We start from the raw sequence: 15,809 nt of genomic DNA, 5'->3' as shown, positions 1-15,809 counted from the left end.
CCTACTGCCAAGGCCGCCTGCCAGAATCAGCTCGGCCCTCCGCTTTCTGAGTAGCCGGCGGCCGCCAGCAGGCGGCGCAGCCCGACCACCGCCTCGATCTCCGCGTCCTTGTGTGCGGGAATGTCGAAGAACCCCGTCTCAGAGCCGACCGTGACCTCGACCTTGCCGTCGTGGTGGCGCGCCACGGTACCCACGGCCTTCAGCAACGACACCACATCGTGCCACTCGATGTTGTGGCTCGCGGGGTGCTGGAAAATCTTGCGAAGGGTGTCACGGTGGTGGCTGGTGAGGTGCTCAGGTCCTGGGTTCGACGTCATCGCAGCTCCTCAGTGGTCAGTGGCCAGCGTACGCCTGCAGGACCCAAGCCCTCCGCGGTTCGGTCGACCATCTCGGCCTCCCACTCGTCTGGAGACCACTGCTCATTGTCGTCTGGCCCGGTGGTCGACATCAGTCGAGCGGGCGGAGCTCGTCGGCGTACGAGACGGAGACGCGGCGCAGTACGCCGTCATTGAAGGAGTACTGGCCCATCCGCCACAACGGCGGGCTGTACGCGTGCACGCTGACACTGCCCTTGCCCAAGCCGGTCAGGCGGTGGATATGGTCCGGGCCGAAGCCGTACACGTCACCCGCAGTCACCTCGGTCTCGATCGAGTCGACCCCGATCGCCAGGTTGTGCTCGACCAGCTTGCCGCGGGCAACCGCCACCGCGCCGGAGGAGACGTCGTGGTCGTGCCAACCGGTGTCGTTCACCGGGGTCCAGCAGATCAGCCAGACGTCGACGTTGGCGTCGCGGTGCAACGAGGCGAAGACGCGTTCCTCGTCGCTGTAGGCGACGTAGTCCTCCCATAGGCGCGGCTGCGCTGCGATCGACGCCGCGAGCTCGGCCAGTTCGCTCGGGTCCAGGTCCCGGCCGGGAAGGGTCTCCAGCGACAGAGAGCCGTTGAGCTCCACGAGCCGGCCGGCCTGGCGCGCGGGAACGACGGGCATGTCGGGAACGGGCTGAGCAGTCACTGCACTCCCTCTCGGAGTCGGCACAGGTTCGAGCCGTGCGGGTAGATCAGAAGGCTCAACGCTGCTGCGGCGAGCCGGCCCCGCTGGTGGTGGGCGCCGTCGTAGAGGCGGACGTCGTCACCCGTGACTCGGGCGACGGGGAAGGTGCCAGGTCAACTCGGCACGGGCCGCGTCGACGAGCCGGAGAGTCCATCTCAGTTCCTCCAGTCTTGGCGTTGGACGTCTCGACTATCGCCGCCACACGCGCGCCTGCGAATCCGAGGAACAACTGATCCGTCGCGGATAGTCTGCAGGTCGGCATCGCTGTGCGGGTTCCGATGTACCGAGCGACGCCACGGCAGTTTCCGATGCGCCGGCGCCGAGCACGGCACAGTCCGGGGCTGTGTCTGGCGCCGCGCGCATGGCTCCGTCGGGTAGAAGGCAACTGGAGAGGCGTCCTGCGAGTCACGGGCCAGCGCGGCCCCCGCCGCCATGGTCGCCGCGGCGCCGAACCGCGGTGGATCATACGAACGACTCCTTGAACCTAAGCAATACACCTCGCTCCGGTTCGGCGAGTCGCTGCACCTGGCCGGGATGACCCCCTCGATCGGGTCGGTCGGTGACGCCTACGACAACGCGCTCGCCGAGACCACCATCGGGCTCTACAAGACCGAATGCACCCGGGAGAACTCACCATTCCGCACCGGTCCACTGGCCCGGCTCGGTGACGTCGAACAGGCCATCTCGGCCTGGGTGCACTGGTACAACACCGACCGGCTCATGCCCCGCCTCGGCCGACGACCACCCGCCGAACACGAAGCCGACTGCTATGCATCAACCCGCGACGACCGACCGGTCGTTCACACATAACCGAGTGCATCAAACCCGGGACGATTCAGTGTTTGGGAGATCGGCTGAGTGCTAGCTAGTAGGGCTGGTAGGTCAACACGCTCCTTTCGCTGCTGTCGTCCGTCATAACCGTGGCTTCCTTGGCTTCGGTCCACTGCGCGCCCGGGCATATCAGCCGCGTGGCGAGAAGTGCGCCGTCCCGGCGCCAGGTCTCCTCCCGGATGTCTCCAGCGAGAGCGGCCTTGAGGGCTGTTGCTGCTTCGTCTTGCCCCTCGGGGTCATTCGGTGGCGTCGTGAACTCGACCGCGTCGCCGATCTTGATCGTGAGATTGTTCTCGGCCGCTGCCGCGATCGTCACGGCAATATGGTTGGCATCCGGAGCTACTAAGCGCAGCTCCTGGCGATCCACGTCGATCTCCAGCTTGCTCAGATCCTCGCCAAGGCTGCCTTGTAGTGATTCATAGAAAGCGTCAAAGGTGGTCGGCATCATGCCTCGTTTCTATTTGGGGTCCGGCTGTAATTGGCGATCAGGCTTCCGTAGGCCAGTAGGCCGCCTACGCCCGGCAGCATCCACGCCCATCCGAAGCCGCTGCCGTCGTGTGCTCCCGACATCCAGGCAGCCAGCAGACCGAGCCCTGTACCGACGACCACGGCGAGCAGGACCGGTGCACTGAAGCGGGTGGCCAGGTAGAACCTGCGGCGCTTGGTCAGTCCCAGGTCCCGCAGGAGGCGTCGGATGCTGGCATGGGAACCGACGAAGGCGACACCGAGACCGCCGATGAACAAGGCGGCGACTCCAAAGCCAATCAGTGCGGCCATGCTGCTCAGTTGCCGTTGGCCGGTTTCGTCAACGAAACCGGTGTCTTCGGCGACTTGCGCCGCGCCCGCGGACCGGCGGATGGTACTGCGCAGCTGGGCCTGATTGTCGGGTGTCAGATTCGACATGTCGAGCAGCACCAGAAACTCGTAGCCGGTCGGCCGCAAGTGATGCTTGACGGCGATCGGGCTGGCCGGCGACAAGACGGCTCCCGGCATATACCCACCAAGCTCAGAGCTTGGAGTAGCGGGGGTCGTACCGGCGTAGGTGATGGTGCCACTCGGCACTCCGATGTCGAGCAAGCCCACCTGATTGTTGCTGATCAGCTCGGTGTCGACTTGGAAAGCGCCTGTCGCGGCCTCACTGGACAGCGCAATGATATTGAGGGGCGATCGCTGGTCGGGTGAGTAGCAAAAGCTCGGTACGTCCAAGATGTTCTTGGTTGCAGCCTTGCTCAGACACGTGACTGTTGATGGGGATGTCACCCGCAGGGTTGAGGTCTGCTCGTCGGCAAGCTGGTAGCGGCTAAAGCGCTTGCCTCCGAGCTGTTGATACGCCTCGATGATGGCTTGGCGACCTTGTGCACCGACGCCGTTGACGAGCAGCGATCCGGCGGGCTGGGCGGGCCGCCACAGAGCCTCTGACGCCAGCGAGGTATGTAGGTTCCAGGCTGAGTACCACGTGGTCGCGAATACCAGAGCGGCAGCGAGCATCGCCAGTGGCGTCAGCGATCGGGCCAGTGTCCGTGTTACTACCGACGTCCCGTGACCTACCCCAACCGCTGAAAGACGCCAAGCAACGCCCGTCACTACCAGGCAGACCGTCAGCAAGTAGAAGGGCGCGGCCTGGAACGGGCCGCCAACCACGATTACCAGGATGCTCGAGGCCGTCGCTCCCAGCGCCGCAATCGCCGCCAATCGGTGCGGCAGCGCGGAGAATCTCCGCCCATATCTAGAGATCACCGCCACAAGCGCGGTGAGCAGTATCGCGGCGGCCGGGACAAGAAGGGCGAGCTGAAGCGTGGCGCGCAGCTGGAGCGAAACCCCGCCCCAATCCTGATTCAACTGCCTAGAGACAAAATCCCTACCCAGCCACAGACCACCGACCGACAGAGCTACACCAATCGCTGCCCCGCCCAGGCTGCAAACAACCGCTGCCCGCGCCGTGAGTAAGTTGATCGACCTGCCTGCCATCCCAACGGCCCGCAGCCCGTCGAGATCGCGCCGGAGTGCTCGAGTCAGTAGCAACATCAGACTGGCTAGCAGCACAACACTCAGCACCGCCAGCGACTGCACGGCGTACCGGATCGGCCGCAGGACGACGGTGGCAGCTCCGGCCGCTTCCTCGGACGCAACTAGCCTGATCGTCCGGGCTGACAACTGGCGCTTCTCGATTCCGGCTCGCAGCTGTGCGTTCTCGAACGGGTCAGCCGTGCCGACCCAAATCGTTGCCGGGCTGTCCTGTTCCGGTGTGGCCAGGAACGTCAGGGCCGCCGTGTCTCGCTGCGCGGCGTCTCGGCTAATGCCGGTGACCTTTAGAACAGTGGGTGTTGGGCGATAGGCCGTTACCTCATCACCGACGTCGACTCGCAGCAACTGAGCGGCTCGTTCGGAGATCAGCATTTCGCCGGCGACCTGAGGCGCACGGCCGGTCTTGACCACCGCCGGGACCCGATTGCCGGGCGGGGTGTAGCGCAGCTCAACCGGCACCTCTCGGTCACCGCGGCCAGCCGTGCCCGTCTTTTGCCAGATCGGTTGAAAGCTACCGCTCCGGGCGAGCGTCGGCTCAGCCGAGCCGTCGAGTACCTGGACGACGTACGGCTGGTTGGCGTAGGCACCGACAATGCTGCCTTGCACAGCTGCCTTGAAACTCGCGGAGATGACCGTAATTGCGGACAGCACGCCGACGCACAGCATAACGGCCGCTATCAACGCGGAAGCGTACCCGCGCCGACGAGTCAGGAGCCGGCGAGTGAGTCGGCTAGCACTCAACGGCTTAGTGCTCACCGCCGCACCAGCTCGTAGCGCTGCGGCGTCTGGTCAGCAACCGCCTCATCGTGGGTCGCGACCAGCACACTGACGTTGTCTTCCTTGGCAAGCATTAGCAGCAACTGCGCGATGCGGGCGCTGTTGGCCGAGTCCAGAGCACCGGTCGGCTCGTCAGCGAGCAAGACCTGAGGCTGGGTGATCAACGCGCGCGCGATACTGACCCGCTGTTGCTCACCGCCGGACAATGTTTCGGGATGGCGGCTCTCGAACCCCTCCAGATCCACCTTGCTCAACAGGGTCTTGATCGTCGCGTCATCGGCCGCTGCATCGCGTAGTTCGGCGGCTAACTGCAAGTTTTCGGCCACGGTCAGGAATCCAACCAAGCGGTAGTCCTGGTAGACCACCGACACTCGCGGATCAAGGACACCGCCCGACTGGCGGTGCTTCACAGCGCTGCCATTGATCGAAACGGTTCCCTGATCCGGAGCCTGGAGTCCTGCAACCACACGTATCAGCGTTGACTTTCCACTACCCGAAGGGCCTACGAGCGCTGTTGGCTCCTGCCCAACAGTCAAAGACACGTCTTGAAGAGGCCGCGACATCGTGCGGCCCTTTCCATATGTGACGGTCAGGTCGGTACATTCCAGCATTTGAGGATTCCTTGGGGATCAGCGAGGTCAGTGGAGAGTCGAAACCGCGGTCTTAACGGCTAGACGTGGTTGAACTCGATCTTGGTTCCGCCGAAGTCATAGGAGAACACGGTGTGCCAGTCGCTGTAGTAGTTCGTGTTGAGCCCCGTGAACCAGGCGGTGTGGTAGTCCGGGTTGCCGTTGTCGACGACCAGGACACCGCGTGCCTTGCTCTCGGCGTCGAGCGACCGACAGATTGCACGGACCCGATAGGCGTCCGGGCGGGCTGTCTGGGCCTTCTTTTCCCGATACGAACTGCAATCCCCGCCCACCGCCTGAGCGGCGGGCACCGAGAGCGCGAGGCTCCCGAGGATGGTTACGACTGCGGTGACGCAGGCGGCTCGTTTGTTGGTTTGCCTCACGTGTTCCCCCTTACCTAGTGGTTTGATACTGCGGCAGGGGAGAGGTCATCGTAGCTGTCTGCGTACGACACGACACAGCCAGTTTGGACTGATTCTGTTGCAACAACCTGCAACCATCCGGCTACAACCGGTGCCCTTCCGCTAGAGGCGACCCAATCGAGCGGGCCGACCGGATCTGTCCAAACCTCCTCTCTCGAGGGGGTCTGGCTGGCCAACGCCGTTCCTCGTGGGGCTGTAGCGGCGGGGAACGGCGAGGCCCACTTCGGCGGCATCCGTCCATGCCGTGCCGAATAGGTGGAGCGGCTGGCGCGGGCAGCCTCACTCGCATGGACCGCGCCAGCCGACCTTTGGGTCCCTGTCTGAGCCGGGAGGGAGCCAAGGGACTCGGGGCTAGCTCAGACAGGGAGGCATGGGTGACGAGACCGGCGAGGTGTGCGGCGATCCATCGCACGGACGGGCTGAAGACGACTCCCCACCGGTCCCGCCAGTTTTAGGGTGAGGGATTGGCGATGATGACCCGTGCGCCGGTTGTGCGCTCGAAGGTGTCCTTGACGTCATGGGTGACAGCCAGGGCCGCGAAGTGGAGGCGGCTGGGAATGACGACTGTCGTCACCTCGTATCGGTTCACGGCGTCAATGAGCGCTTCAAAGGCGGCTGGGCTGGTGGCGTTGTCCTCGACGTAAATCGTGCCCGTGGCGTAGCCCCTCAACAGCGGCGAATTGCTCTAGCTGGACCTTGGTGTCGGCTAGCTCGCCATCCGTCATGAGTAAGTGCTCAAGGATGTAGCCCAGCAGGAGAGGCCTCGTGTAATCGGCTGCTCAACTGCCACCGCCACCGGCTCGATGGTCACGCGCAGACTGGCAAAGTGCCGAGTCATGGCGGCCTGGTACCGCATCGCGGTCTCTGGCTCAGCCGTGTATTCGGCGATGATGTGCTCACCGAACCAGACCCGCACACAGCGGTCAGTTGGTAAAGGAGCTTCCGCAAGGGCCTTCACTGGCCACGCACCTCCGCCACGATGTCGCGGATTGTGCCGACATACATCAAGGTGGCGGCCGCAAACAGCCACTGGGCGGGAGTCAGAAGGACGAGCAGGAACGGATCACCAAGGAGCTGGCGCAAGCCGAACGCATCTTGGCTACCTCACAGATCGTTTACGCCGAGATCAAAGGGACGCTCGACCGGTGCCTGGATCTCCTCGGCCGATGCGAGGAGGGTTTACCGGCTCGGTGGCCCCGAAGTCAGACGTCTGTCCAACCAGTTCATGTTCGAGAAGCTCCAGATCGATGTGCAGGACGACAAGCCGGCCCGCGTGACGCGGGCAGAGCTGCGGGAGCCCTTCGCCACCATCCACCGCCTGGCTGCACCGGCTGGGATCCGCCCGACAACGGGTGCTGACAAAAGAGCCTCGGCCGCCTTTCTGGCGGTCGAAGTTCGCAAGTTGGCTATATGGTGCCCCCGGCAGGATTCGAACCTGCGACGCACGGTTTAGGAAACCGACGCTCTATCCCCTGAGCTACGGGGGCGCACGTGATGGTCGGCTCGGATGACGAGCCTGGGACAGCCTAGCGGAAGGCCGAGGGGAAACTCGAAGGAGATCAGGCAGTTGGGCGTCGGGTCAGCCGGTTAGGGCTCGGACGCCCAGGTGGCCGGCTATGGAGTCGTAGCGTTCGGCGTACAAGGTGGTGCAGCGGGAGGCGGAGCAGCCCGAGCCGGCGAAGGCGATGCCGCGGATGGTGGCGGTGGTGGAAGTGGGGCGGGTGTAGATGGGGCCACCGGAGTCGCCGCTGACGATGGCGATCGCGCCGCCCCGGGTGGCTCGGATCACGTAGGTGGTGCAGCCGTCGACGTCGCAGTACTTCGCGGACGTGGAGCGGACGGTGATGCCGCACAGGGAGGTGCTGAAGGAGCCCGACTGGCAGATCGAGGTGCCGACTGCGGGGTCGCCGCCGCCGGTGACCGTGCGAACGTTGGCCGAGTCACCGGGGCCATCGGTCCAGATCTTCGGGCCGTAGGAACTGCCGGCCATAAGGGACTGGTCGTAGTCCGGGTAGTCCTTCCGGACCGTAGTGGTGCCGTAGTAATTGGCGCCGGAACGCCACACGGTGCCGACGCCACCGCAGTGGCCGGCGGTGACCGAGCCGCGGGTGTTGGTGGCGCGGATGACGACCGAGAATCCGGCTGAGCAGCTCTTCGTGGTGGAGGTGATCCGCGCGCCGCCCCAGTGGCCGCCCTTCGGGGTGTCGTTCAGGCGGGTGGTGCGTTGGGGGCTTCCGGCAACCACCGCGACACCGTCCACAGCTTGCAGGCCGGCGATCGAAGCAGGCGACGTGGTCGCCTTGTCGTATTCGACGGTCACCTTCTCCGAAGCCGGGTCGAGGTCGGCGGTGAAGGTCGTCTTCGAAGCGTCAGCCGACCACGACCGTGCGCCGATCTTGTTCCAGGCGGCGGCGATGGACTTGGCCGAGCGACAGCTGCGTTCCACCGTGAGCATCTTCATCCCGGCCGACGGGACATGACGCGAGACAGCAGCCTGGTACTTCTTCTCGTCCATCACCGAGTTGTCGAGCACGACCTTGTAGCCGGTCTCTGAAGAGCCCAGTACGCCGACGATGCCCTGGCTGAGGCCATACGGCAGGCCAGAGGTCGGGCGACCTGTCACAGTCAGCGGCTCGACCGATCGCACCGCGGCGGAGACACCTTCGCCGATAGCCTGGCCGAGCGGGCGGGGATCCGTCGTGCTGGTCGGCTGCGACAACCGCTGGGCGTCGGTCGAAGTAGTCATCGGACCAGCGTGCGAGCAGTTGGTCGGTGACGTCACCGAGGCGGAGGTGGGCAGCGCTGAAGCAGATGCGACGACCAGTGAGAGGGAGGAGAATGCGAGCAGCGGGACGGTAGCTGTGAGTCGCACTAAGCTCCCCAATCGGTGGACGGCCTCCATGAATCGTCCGGTCAAGGACTCCGCATAGTCAATAGCCGATCACCGTCCGCAAGCAAATTTGACTACCGTGCGCGAGCGTAGCTCGCAACTTCACGCCCGTCGCCGCCGTAGAACCGCAGCGTCGACTGATCGCTGCTGATGCGCTTGGCAGAGGCGAGAACGAGGGTGTGCGGCACGTTGCTGCACTCGATCAGTCGCTGGCCGTTCGCATGACTGGCGAATTCGCCGCGCTGGCCGATCGAGAAGGTCCCGCTGATCCCGTTGCAGCCGTCGGAGCCGGTCCAGGTCCCGTCGGGGCTGAACGTCAGCGTCGGATCCTCGGGTCGAGCCGCCTTGAGCGTGGTGAACCCGCTCAACTTCACCGGTCGCCAGGTGCCCGACAACGCCTGCATCGTGGTGACCGGCGTCGCACCAGCGGACTTGGTCGCGGGCGCTGGGGTGCCGGCGGCCGGCTCAGGCGACGATGATTGACCGCCGCTGTGCAAGCTGAAGCCGATGGCTGCGATCACGGCGACCGCAACGGCGGCACCGCCCGAGGCAACCCAGGTGCGGCGTTGGGCCTCCTTGGCACCAGTGGTCGCCCGGCCGGCTAGGTCAGGGGCCAAGGGGACGGAAGCAGCGGCACGTTCGAACGTTGCGCGCAGGTCTTCCTCAAGTTCTGTCTTGCTCACGGCAACCTCTCATCAACACGGTGGGACTGCCTCGTCTTCCGGAGGGCGGCGAGCGCCCGGCTGGCGGTCGCGCGCACGGAAGACGGTTTGATGCCGAGCAGGTCGGCGATCGTCCGGTCGTCCATGTCCTGGTAGTAGCGCAGGACCAGCACGACCCTCTCCCGGGCCGACAACGTGGCGAGGGCTCGCCAGAGGTCGTCGGAGTTCACGATGTCGGTGGCGGGATCGGGCACCGTGTGCTCGGAGTCGATCTCGGCCGCCGGAGCTTCGGTGAAGGACCGCCGGCGCGTCATCGACAGATAGGAATTGATCAGGATCCGGCGCACGTACGTATGCGGGTCGTCCGCCTTCTGGACCTTGCGCCAGGCCCGGAACGCCTGCATGAGCGCGATCTGGGCCAAATCCTCCGCCCGCTGGTAGTCGCCCGAGACGGTGAAACCGAGGCGCACCAGTTCCTGGCCGCGCGCGGACGCGTACTCCTCGAACTCCACTCGCAGCTCCCAGCTTGGGCGTACAACACCTCACACCTATTAGACGCAGTGAGCCACCCAGGGTGCTGCAAAGGTTGACGCACAGTTGCATCTCACCCCAGCAGGAACTGCCGCATCTGGTTCCGCCCGGTGGGATCCGTCCGGCTGCCCAGCAGTAGCGCGACACCTAGCGGGTGACCCCGGCCCGGACGGCTTCGGGGGGCGCGTCCGGGCAGGGTCAGCGCAAGCCGAGCGACTTCACCAGTTCGGGCGAGACCTGCCGAGGCGACGCGAGCTCGCCGGGCTTGCCCTGCCCTTCCAGCGAGGTCGCCACCAGGCGGCGGCAGCCGTAGGCCTCGGCTGTGTACGAGAGCACGCCGCGATCGTTGTCGGTGAATCGCAGGACGTACGTGGGCCCGAGCTCTTTGGTGCAGATGTTCGGCTTCTTGGCTACGGGCTGCGCGCTGTTCACCAGCGCGAACAGGTCGGTCGCCTGCTTGGCCATCCGCGTGGTCTTGACGGTGGCATAGGACTGGCCGGTCGCCATCGCGTCGTACTGGCAGATCGTCACGCTGACCGGATTGAAGGCGGACTTGGCCGTGCCCTTGCCCCAGGTCACCTTGTCTACGGCGGCTCGGACGGAGGCGATCGTCTCGGGGCAGTCCATGCTCGGCGTACCGCTGGGGTCGGGCGGCGTGGCGGTCGGCAGGGTCGGTGCGCTGGGGCTGGCGGGCGTTTCAGTGGGCTGGGCGGCGGGGGAAGCAGCGTCCTCGTTACCGCAGGCGGCGGTGATTCCGAGGACAGCCACGACGATCGACGCTCCGATGAGGCCCCGTGTCCTTGATGCACTCACGACTCGGTCCTTCCGGGTTGGCAAGGAGGTCCATCATGGTCGACCGAGGTCCCACTGGTCGTGTAAGAACTGTCACGGCAGGGCGTCTATCTGGTCACGGGTCGGATCGAGCGGCAAAAGTGCCCGATTTGTAACGTCTGCGGGCTGTTCGGCCGCCGATTGCGAAGCATCCGGAGGGTACGAGCTGGGCGCTCACGTAATCTGGGCGGTATGACGAGCCCGTACGAAGACGACGAGCCGCTGCTGCCTGACCAGACGCGTGACGACGACCCGCGCAGTTGGGGCGAGCACGATTCGGCCACGGATGACGACGACGAGCGCATCCTCCGCGAGGTTCCGCCGCACCACGGATGACCGCCGACCTCTTGCGGTAGTGGTGTTGTGGTCGGCTGAGTTCCGTTCGAGGGGGAGTTGCTGTGGAGTTGCGGCCGTTCGAGGGCTCGTACACCGCTCTGGTGGCGAGCTGGGCTGGTTCGGCGCAGGAGGTCGCGCTGCTGTCCGGGCGCGAGGACTTCCCGTTCCCGCCGGAGCTGGTCGACAGTTGGCGGAAGGTCGCCGAAGACATCCAGCCGTACTTGTTCTTCGACGGGGTGGACCCGGTCGGCTACGGGGAACTGTGGCTCGACGATGAGGAGGACGAGGTCGAGCTCGCCCGGATCATCGTCGCGCCGGCGCTGCGGGGCAAGGGGATCGGCACCGACTTCGTTCGCGCGTTGCTGGGTCAGGCCCTCGCGGCCGGCCTCGCAGACGTCTTCCTGCGGGTCCGCCCGGAGAACGAAGCAGCGATCAAGACCTACCTACGCGTGGGCTTCCAACCTGTCGACGAGCGGCTCGCGGCCGAGTGGAACGAGCCCCAGCCCATCGAGTACGCCTGGCTGCAGTATCCGACCAAGAGCGAGGCGTAGCCCGCACGCCCCGCCCGGTCGAACGTTCAGCCGGTGGGCTCAGGTGCGAGCCCGCAGAGCGTCGCGGATCTCGACCAGCAGTTGCTGATCCGTGGTGAGCGGCTCGGGCTCGTCTTCAGCGGTGTCGGCTCGCCTCGCGCGGCGCTCCTGGATTTTCTTCATCGGCACGACCAGCACGAAGTAGACGACGGCCGCGGTCAGCACGAAGACGATCAGAGCGTTGATGATCGCCCCGATGTCGACGAGCGACTTGTCGTTGCCGTCGACGATGTGGAAGGCCAGGCCGTTCACGTTGGTTCCGCCGATCGAGGCGATCAGCGGTGCGACGAGGCTGTCGACCACGGTCTTGACCACGGTCGCGAACGCGGTGCCTATCACGACCGCGATGGCGAGGTCGAGGACATTGCCTCGCATCAGGAATTCTCTGAAGCCCTTGAGCATTGCTTGTCTGCCTCCACGATGCGGGGCCCCGACGGACCCTCGGCGGTCTTTACCTCGCAAAACGTAGGGCCAACGGCGGGGAGGTGCGAGGTACCGCGCCGCAGCGGCACGGATCAGCCGCCGCGGTCGGCCGTCAGGGCGATGGTGATGCGGGAGTTGGTGGCGGACTGGGCGATCCGGCCGACCACCTCGGGTGATGCGGCGATGACCACCAGAGCACCCGAAGCCGCGGTTGCGGACGCGCGGCCACCCGGCAGGGCGATCACGCCGACCGCCTCGGCCACCCGGCCGGCGGAATCAGCCGCGCTGCTCGTCGCGGCGTACAGGTCTATCCGGTCGCCGACGCGGAGGAGCCCGGCGATGTCGGCGTCGTCGAGCCGCAAGGGATACGCGAGCAGGCCCGCGGCCACAGAATCAGGGGAGAGGAATCGAGCGTCGGTCAGCGTCTCGCCTGATCGCACAGGTGCTGCCAGCACACGTTTGGCCATGTCGGCCCCCGGAGTCAACGCGCCGGCGGGAACAACGTCCGCGGGTAAACGCACCGTCCGCAGATCACCCGCGCCAGGCACGGCTCCGCCCGGGAGATCGTGAGCGGCCGCGACGACGGCAACTGTAGGAGGAGGGTCAGGGGACAGGGCGACGAGGCCGAAGTACACGGCAGCCGCGGCGGTCACCCCGGCGAGCAGCCTGCGGTGCCACCGAGCGGCCTTCAGCAGGTCGCGCAGCACGGAATTCGATCGACTCATGCCAGAGAAAGTACGAGTCTCCCCGGCGGCCGGGCCCCGTTTGTCCACAGGACCCCGGAAGGATCAGGCAGCGCTGCTCTTGCTTGACGACCCGCCCGACGAGGACGACCCACCCGAGGACGACCCACCCGAGGACGAGCTCCCCGAGGACGAGCTCCCCGACGACGAGCTCCCCGACGAGGAGCCACCCGAGGAGGACGACGAGTCGGAGGAAGAAGACGAAGAAGCAGCCTCGCTCTTGGCGGGCACCGTGCTGGTGCCGGCGGAGCGACTGTCGGTGCGGTAGAAGCCGGAGCCCTTGAAGACCACGCCCACCGCGTTGAAGACCTTGCGCAGTGCACCTTCGCAGTTCGGGCAGACCGTCAGGGCGTCGTCGGTGAAGCTCTGACGGACCTCGAGCGAGTTGCCGCACTCGGTGCACTGGTACTGGTACGTCGGCACGTCATTCCCCTTCAAGCCGCTGGCACTCACACTACTCGACTGCTAATAATGCTTCACAGGCCCGAAGTATTCCAATTCCGGCCAGTCGACGGCACGCGCCGGCACCGGAGTCCAGTCGCCTTGCCGGTATGGACCGGATTTGCAGGTACCTGCAAATCCGGTAACCAAAGGGCCTCTTGAGGCGTCTCCCAACTGTGGGACAACTGGGGTGGAGATTGGATGACATCCGAGCCCGAACACTGAGAGTGATGCCGGGCGCGCTCAGCTGGGGCGGAGCCTGCCTACTACTGGCCAGATACGGCACGCCGTGGTGGGCGATCCTGCTGTTCTCGCTCTATCTGGCGGTTGGCATCATGCTGCCAGGCGTCCTGCTCTGGCGCCGGCTGCGCGGCAACACGGACGGATTCGCCGTCGACCTCGCGTTCGGAACCGCGACCGGCGTGGCCCTCTCGATCCTGGTCTACATCCCCGGCCGCGCGATCGGCGTACCGCTGCTCCCGGTGATCGTGCCCGTCGCCACGGTCGCGGCGTTTCTCGCCGTGCCGAGCCTCAGACCCCATTGGCAGAGCAACCGAGCACCGATGCCCGTCTGGTGGGCCTGGTCGGTGGCAGCAGCTTGCGCGCTCGGCCTCTGGGTGATCACCCGCAACGGCCTCGCGATCGAGCCGATCGCATTCCCGGACGCCGCGTTCCAGTACAGCGACATGTCCTACCAGCTGGCCCTGGCCGCGGAACTGAAGCACCACATGCCCGGCCAGATACCGTTCGTCATTGGCCAGTCGCTGAACTACCACTGGTTCCTGCACGCCGAGGTCGCTGCCACCAACTGGCAGACCGGTATCGACCTGGACCTGTTGCTACGCCGGCTGTTTCCGATGCTGTGTGCGATTCTGCCGATCTTGTCGGTCGCAGCACTCGCCACCAGGCTGGCCAGGCGTTCGTGGGCCGGCCCGCTGGCCGCCTGGCTGCTGCTGGTCGTCACCACGTTCGACGTCTACGGCTGGGGCGGCCGTGACCTCATCAGCCAGGCGCCGTATGCGACGGCAGTCCTCATGTACAGCCTCACCCACGCCTTCGCAGTGGTCCTCGCGCTGCCTGTCATCTGGCTCGTCATCTGCCTACTCAGGGGAGACACCAGAAAGGGCAACTGGATCCTGCTGGCGGTAGGCCTCGCGGCTCTGGCAGGAGCCAAAGCGTCGTTCGTGCCGATGGTGCTGGCGGCTCTCGCATTTGTGGTCGTCGTGCAGCTGCTGACTCAACGCAAGCTCGACCGTACGGTGATGGGCCTAGCGGTGGCAGCCCTGCTCGCCTTCGCCTTCGCCCAGGTCGTGCTGTTCAGCGCAGGCTCATCCGGCGTCGGCATCGCATTCGGCCAGAGCTTCCGCGCGCTGGCGACCAGAGTGGGCTTCGACAGCCACTATGGCAGCCGCGCCGACGCCTTGGTCGTCCTCGGTACTACGGGCGCCACGCTTCTGGTGTCCTGGGCGATCGCCGGCCTGGGCATGATCGGGTTCCTCAAGGACCGGCGCTGGATGGACCCGGTGGCGGTGTTCCTGATCGGGTTCCTGGTGGCCGGTCTGGCAGCGGGTACGCTGCTGCGTCACCCCGGCTTCAGCCAGCTCTACTTCGTTCGGGCAGCCTTCCCGGTCGCCATCGTCGGCTCGGTGTGGGGCCTGACCCTGCTGTTCGACAAGGTCCGCCTCCGGGCCCTGCTGCCGCGGATGGCTCTCGCACTGCTGGGCGGCATGGTCCTGGCCAAGATCCTCAGCGCTCTGACGCCGGACAAGCCGGTCAAGAACCAGGGTGTGGTCTCGGTCAGCCTGCAGGTCATCGGACCCTGGCTGGCCGTCTTCGTTGTCGCCGCAGTCGTCGCGGTCGCAATCCGCTTCACCAAAGAGAAGACCCTCGCGCTCGGCCTCGCAGTACTGGTCGTGTTCGGCGTCTGCTCGGTGTACATCCCGGAGACCGTGGTGACGACGGTCGGAGACAAGGTGTGCGTGTCTGGACCGGAGCAGCCGGACTGCCGCCACACCAGACGGCAGATCCCGGCTGGGGGCGCCGAGGCTGCCCGCTACATCCGCGACCACTCGGCAGTCAGCGACCGGCTGGCCACCAACTCGCACTGCATGCCCGTCTACGCCGACAAGAAGACGTGCGACGCCCGCAACTTCTGGCTCTCCGCGTACGCCGAACGCCGAGTGCTCGTGGAGGGCTGGGCGTACACCCCGACCGGTCAGAGCCGCAAGGACGCCAACACGGGCCCCTTCTGGGACAAGCCACTCCTCGCAGCGAACGACAAGGTCTTCCGCAACCCGACCAAGCAGGATCTGGACTACCTCTGGACCAAGTACGGCGTGCGCTGGCTCGTCTTCGACAAGATGGTGTCCCAGCCCTCCGCCGAGCTGAAGCCACTCTGGCGCTACAGCTCCGGCACGGTCGACGTCTACCAGCTGACGCCGCCACGTAGCCCTGAGGGCGTCGGACCCAGAAGGTCCAGCAGCGGCTATCAGGTTGCGGACGTGCACGATCACGGTCCAGATCGGCCGCCGGGACCGCGAGGTACTCGACCTCAGTGATCAGGTGCATACAACGGCGACGGTGCTGGAGATGTGAGCAGTGTGGGAGCGGCATTTGGGGTGTGCGACC

General features: G+C 65.8%; 18 protein-coding genes, 1 tRNA gene and 2 pseudogenes. 5 read left to right on the top strand and 16 right to left on the bottom strand.

The features are described from left to right. Positions 1 to 26: 26 nt before the first annotated feature. Both ABD210_RS09225 and ABD210_RS09220 read right to left on the bottom strand, forming a co-directional pair. Positions 27 to 317, bottom strand: a complete 291-nt coding sequence (locus tag ABD210_RS09225; RefSeq protein ID WP_344110553.1) for a hypothetical protein — start codon at positions 315 to 317, stop codon at positions 27 to 29. Positions 318 to 447: 130 nt separating this feature from the next. Then, the gene (locus ABD210_RS09220) at positions 448 to 1,011 is read right to left on the bottom strand and encodes a cysteine dioxygenase (protein WP_344110552.1); all 564 of its coding nucleotides are present in this window, start codon (positions 1,009 to 1,011) and stop codon (positions 448 to 450) included. A gap of 528 nt (positions 1,012 to 1,539) precedes the next feature. Here ABD210_RS09220 and ABD210_RS09215 point away from each other — a divergent pair. Then, positions 1,540 to 1,860: pseudogene (locus tag ABD210_RS09215) on the top strand (integrase core domain-containing protein); the annotation flags it as partial. Between the two features lie 55 nt (positions 1,861 to 1,915). Here the strand turns inward: ABD210_RS09215 and ABD210_RS09210 are convergent. The 11 genes from ABD210_RS09210 to ABD210_RS09160 form a co-directional block, all read right to left on the bottom strand. Continuing rightward, positions 1,916 to 2,329 carry a hypothetical protein gene (locus tag ABD210_RS09210; protein ID WP_344110551.1) on the bottom strand — a complete coding sequence of 138 codons (414 nt, stop codon included), beginning with the start codon at positions 2,327 to 2,329 and terminating at the stop codon, positions 1,916 to 1,918. After that, a complete protein-coding gene (locus ABD210_RS09205) occupies positions 2,326 to 4,587 on the bottom strand; it encodes an ABC transporter permease family protein (RefSeq protein WP_344110550.1) in 2,262 nt (753 codons plus the stop codon). The genes ABD210_RS09210 and ABD210_RS09205 overlap by 4 nt, the downstream gene beginning before the upstream one ends. Before the next feature lie 71 nt (positions 4,588 to 4,658). Beyond that, positions 4,659 to 5,246, bottom strand: coding sequence for an ABC transporter ATP-binding protein (locus tag ABD210_RS09200; protein ID WP_344112025.1), 588 nt, complete (start codon positions 5,244 to 5,246; stop codon positions 4,659 to 4,661). A gap of 107 nt (positions 5,247 to 5,353) precedes the next feature. Next, a complete protein-coding gene (locus tag ABD210_RS09195; RefSeq protein WP_344110549.1) occupies positions 5,354 to 5,695 on the bottom strand; it encodes a hypothetical protein in 342 nt (113 codons plus the stop codon). 490 nt (positions 5,696 to 6,185) lie between these two features. Next, positions 6,186 to 6,323, bottom strand: a complete 138-nt coding sequence (locus ABD210_RS09190) for a hypothetical protein (RefSeq protein WP_344110548.1) — start codon at positions 6,321 to 6,323, stop codon at positions 6,186 to 6,188. Between the two features lie 365 nt (positions 6,324 to 6,688). Further along, positions 6,689 to 6,817 (bottom strand): hypothetical protein, encoded by a 129-nt coding sequence (locus ABD210_RS09185; protein ID WP_344110547.1) that lies wholly within the window; start codon positions 6,815 to 6,817, stop codon positions 6,689 to 6,691. Positions 6,818 to 7,145: 328 nt separating this feature from the next. Continuing rightward, positions 7,146 to 7,221: transfer RNA gene (locus ABD210_RS09180), tRNA-Arg, on the bottom strand. A 92-nt stretch (positions 7,222 to 7,313) separates the two neighbouring features. Continuing rightward, entirely contained in the window at positions 7,314 to 8,480 is a 1,167-nt protein-coding gene (locus tag ABD210_RS09175) for a chymotrypsin family serine protease (RefSeq protein WP_344110546.1), read from the bottom strand. A 218-nt stretch (positions 8,481 to 8,698) separates the two neighbouring features. Continuing rightward, positions 8,699 to 9,307 (bottom strand): META domain-containing protein, encoded by a 609-nt coding sequence (locus ABD210_RS09170; RefSeq protein ID WP_344110545.1) that lies wholly within the window; start codon positions 9,305 to 9,307, stop codon positions 8,699 to 8,701. Further along, positions 9,304 to 9,798 carry a SigE family RNA polymerase sigma factor gene (locus ABD210_RS09165; protein ID WP_344110544.1) on the bottom strand — a complete coding sequence of 165 codons (495 nt, stop codon included), beginning with the start codon at positions 9,796 to 9,798 and terminating at the stop codon, positions 9,304 to 9,306. Before ABD210_RS09165 ends, ABD210_RS09170 begins: the two co-directional genes overlap by 4 nt. A gap of 217 nt (positions 9,799 to 10,015) precedes the next feature. Beyond that, positions 10,016 to 10,630, bottom strand: coding sequence for a hypothetical protein (locus ABD210_RS09160; protein WP_344110543.1), 615 nt, complete (start codon positions 10,628 to 10,630; stop codon positions 10,016 to 10,018). 210 nt (positions 10,631 to 10,840) lie between these two features. Between ABD210_RS09160 and ABD210_RS09155 the strand changes: the two genes are divergently transcribed. Next, positions 10,841 to 10,984 (top strand): hypothetical protein, encoded by a 144-nt coding sequence (locus ABD210_RS09155; protein WP_344110542.1) that lies wholly within the window; start codon positions 10,841 to 10,843, stop codon positions 10,982 to 10,984. A gap of 62 nt (positions 10,985 to 11,046) precedes the next feature. Beyond that, entirely contained in the window at positions 11,047 to 11,535 is a 489-nt protein-coding gene (locus ABD210_RS09150) for a GNAT family N-acetyltransferase (RefSeq protein ID WP_344110541.1), read from the top strand. A gap of 39 nt (positions 11,536 to 11,574) precedes the next feature. On the opposite strand, the gene mscL is transcribed toward ABD210_RS09150, so the two are convergent. Both mscL and ABD210_RS09140 read right to left on the bottom strand, forming a co-directional pair. Further along, on the bottom strand, positions 11,575 to 11,949 hold the full coding sequence (mscL, locus tag ABD210_RS09145; RefSeq protein WP_425552647.1) for a large conductance mechanosensitive channel protein MscL: 375 nt from the start codon (positions 11,947 to 11,949) through the stop codon (positions 11,575 to 11,577). A gap of 140 nt (positions 11,950 to 12,089) precedes the next feature. Further along, the gene (locus ABD210_RS09140; RefSeq protein WP_344110539.1) at positions 12,090 to 12,722 is read right to left on the bottom strand and encodes a CpaB family protein; all 633 of its coding nucleotides are present in this window, start codon (positions 12,720 to 12,722) and stop codon (positions 12,090 to 12,092) included. Between ABD210_RS09140 and ABD210_RS32430 the strand changes: the two genes are divergently transcribed. Beyond that, positions 12,721 to 13,008, top strand: a complete 288-nt coding sequence (locus ABD210_RS32430) for a hypothetical protein (RefSeq protein WP_425552677.1) — start codon at positions 12,721 to 12,723, stop codon at positions 13,006 to 13,008. The genes ABD210_RS09140 and ABD210_RS32430 overlap by 2 nt on opposite strands. A gap of 62 nt (positions 13,009 to 13,070) precedes the next feature. Here the strand turns inward: ABD210_RS32430 and ABD210_RS32425 are convergent. Further along, a pseudogene (locus ABD210_RS32425) lies at positions 13,071 to 13,163 on the bottom strand (FmdB family zinc ribbon protein); the annotation flags it as partial. Between the two features lie 248 nt (positions 13,164 to 13,411). Here ABD210_RS32425 and ABD210_RS09130 point away from each other — a divergent pair. Further along, on the top strand, positions 13,412 to 15,739 hold the full coding sequence (locus ABD210_RS09130) for a hypothetical protein (protein ID WP_344110537.1): 2,328 nt from the start codon (positions 13,412 to 13,414) through the stop codon (positions 15,737 to 15,739). Positions 15,740 to 15,809 lie beyond the last annotated feature (70 nt).

The sequence above is a fragment of the Kribbella alba genome (assembly GCF_039529635.1).
Classification (GTDB): Bacteria; Actinomycetota; Actinomycetes; order Propionibacteriales; family Kribbellaceae; genus Kribbella; species Kribbella alba.
Note: the sequence above shows the minus strand (reverse complement) of the source record. Positions and strands in the feature narration are given on the sequence as shown.

Bases quoted from the DNA above. Each gene is read 5' to 3' on its own strand.
- mscL (WP_425552647.1), bottom strand. From the start codon at position 11,949: ATGCGAGGCAATGTCCTCGACCTCGCCATCGCGGTCGTGATAGGCACC.
- ABD210_RS09200 (WP_344112025.1), bottom strand. From the start codon at position 5,246: ATGTCGCGGCCTCTTCAAGACGTGTCTTTGACTGTTGGGCAGGAGCCA.
- ABD210_RS09155 (WP_344110542.1), top strand. From the start codon at position 10,841: ATGACGAGCCCGTACGAAGACGACGAGCCGCTGCTGCCTGACCAGACG.
- ABD210_RS09130 (WP_344110537.1), top strand. From the start codon at position 13,412: ATGCCGGGCGCGCTCAGCTGGGGCGGAGCCTGCCTACTACTGGCCAGA.
- ABD210_RS09175 (WP_344110546.1), bottom strand. From the start codon at position 8,480: ATGACTACTTCGACCGACGCCCAGCGGTTGTCGCAGCCGACCAGCACG.
- ABD210_RS09140 (WP_344110539.1), bottom strand. From the start codon at position 12,722: ATGAGTCGATCGAATTCCGTGCTGCGCGACCTGCTGAAGGCCGCTCGG.
- ABD210_RS32430 (WP_425552677.1), top strand. From the start codon at position 12,721: ATGCCAGAGAAAGTACGAGTCTCCCCGGCGGCCGGGCCCCGTTTGTCC.
- ABD210_RS09225 (WP_344110553.1), bottom strand. From the start codon at position 317: ATGACGTCGAACCCAGGACCTGAGCACCTCACCAGCCACCACCGTGAC.
- ABD210_RS09210 (WP_344110551.1), bottom strand. From the start codon at position 2,329: ATGATGCCGACCACCTTTGACGCTTTCTATGAATCACTACAAGGCAGC.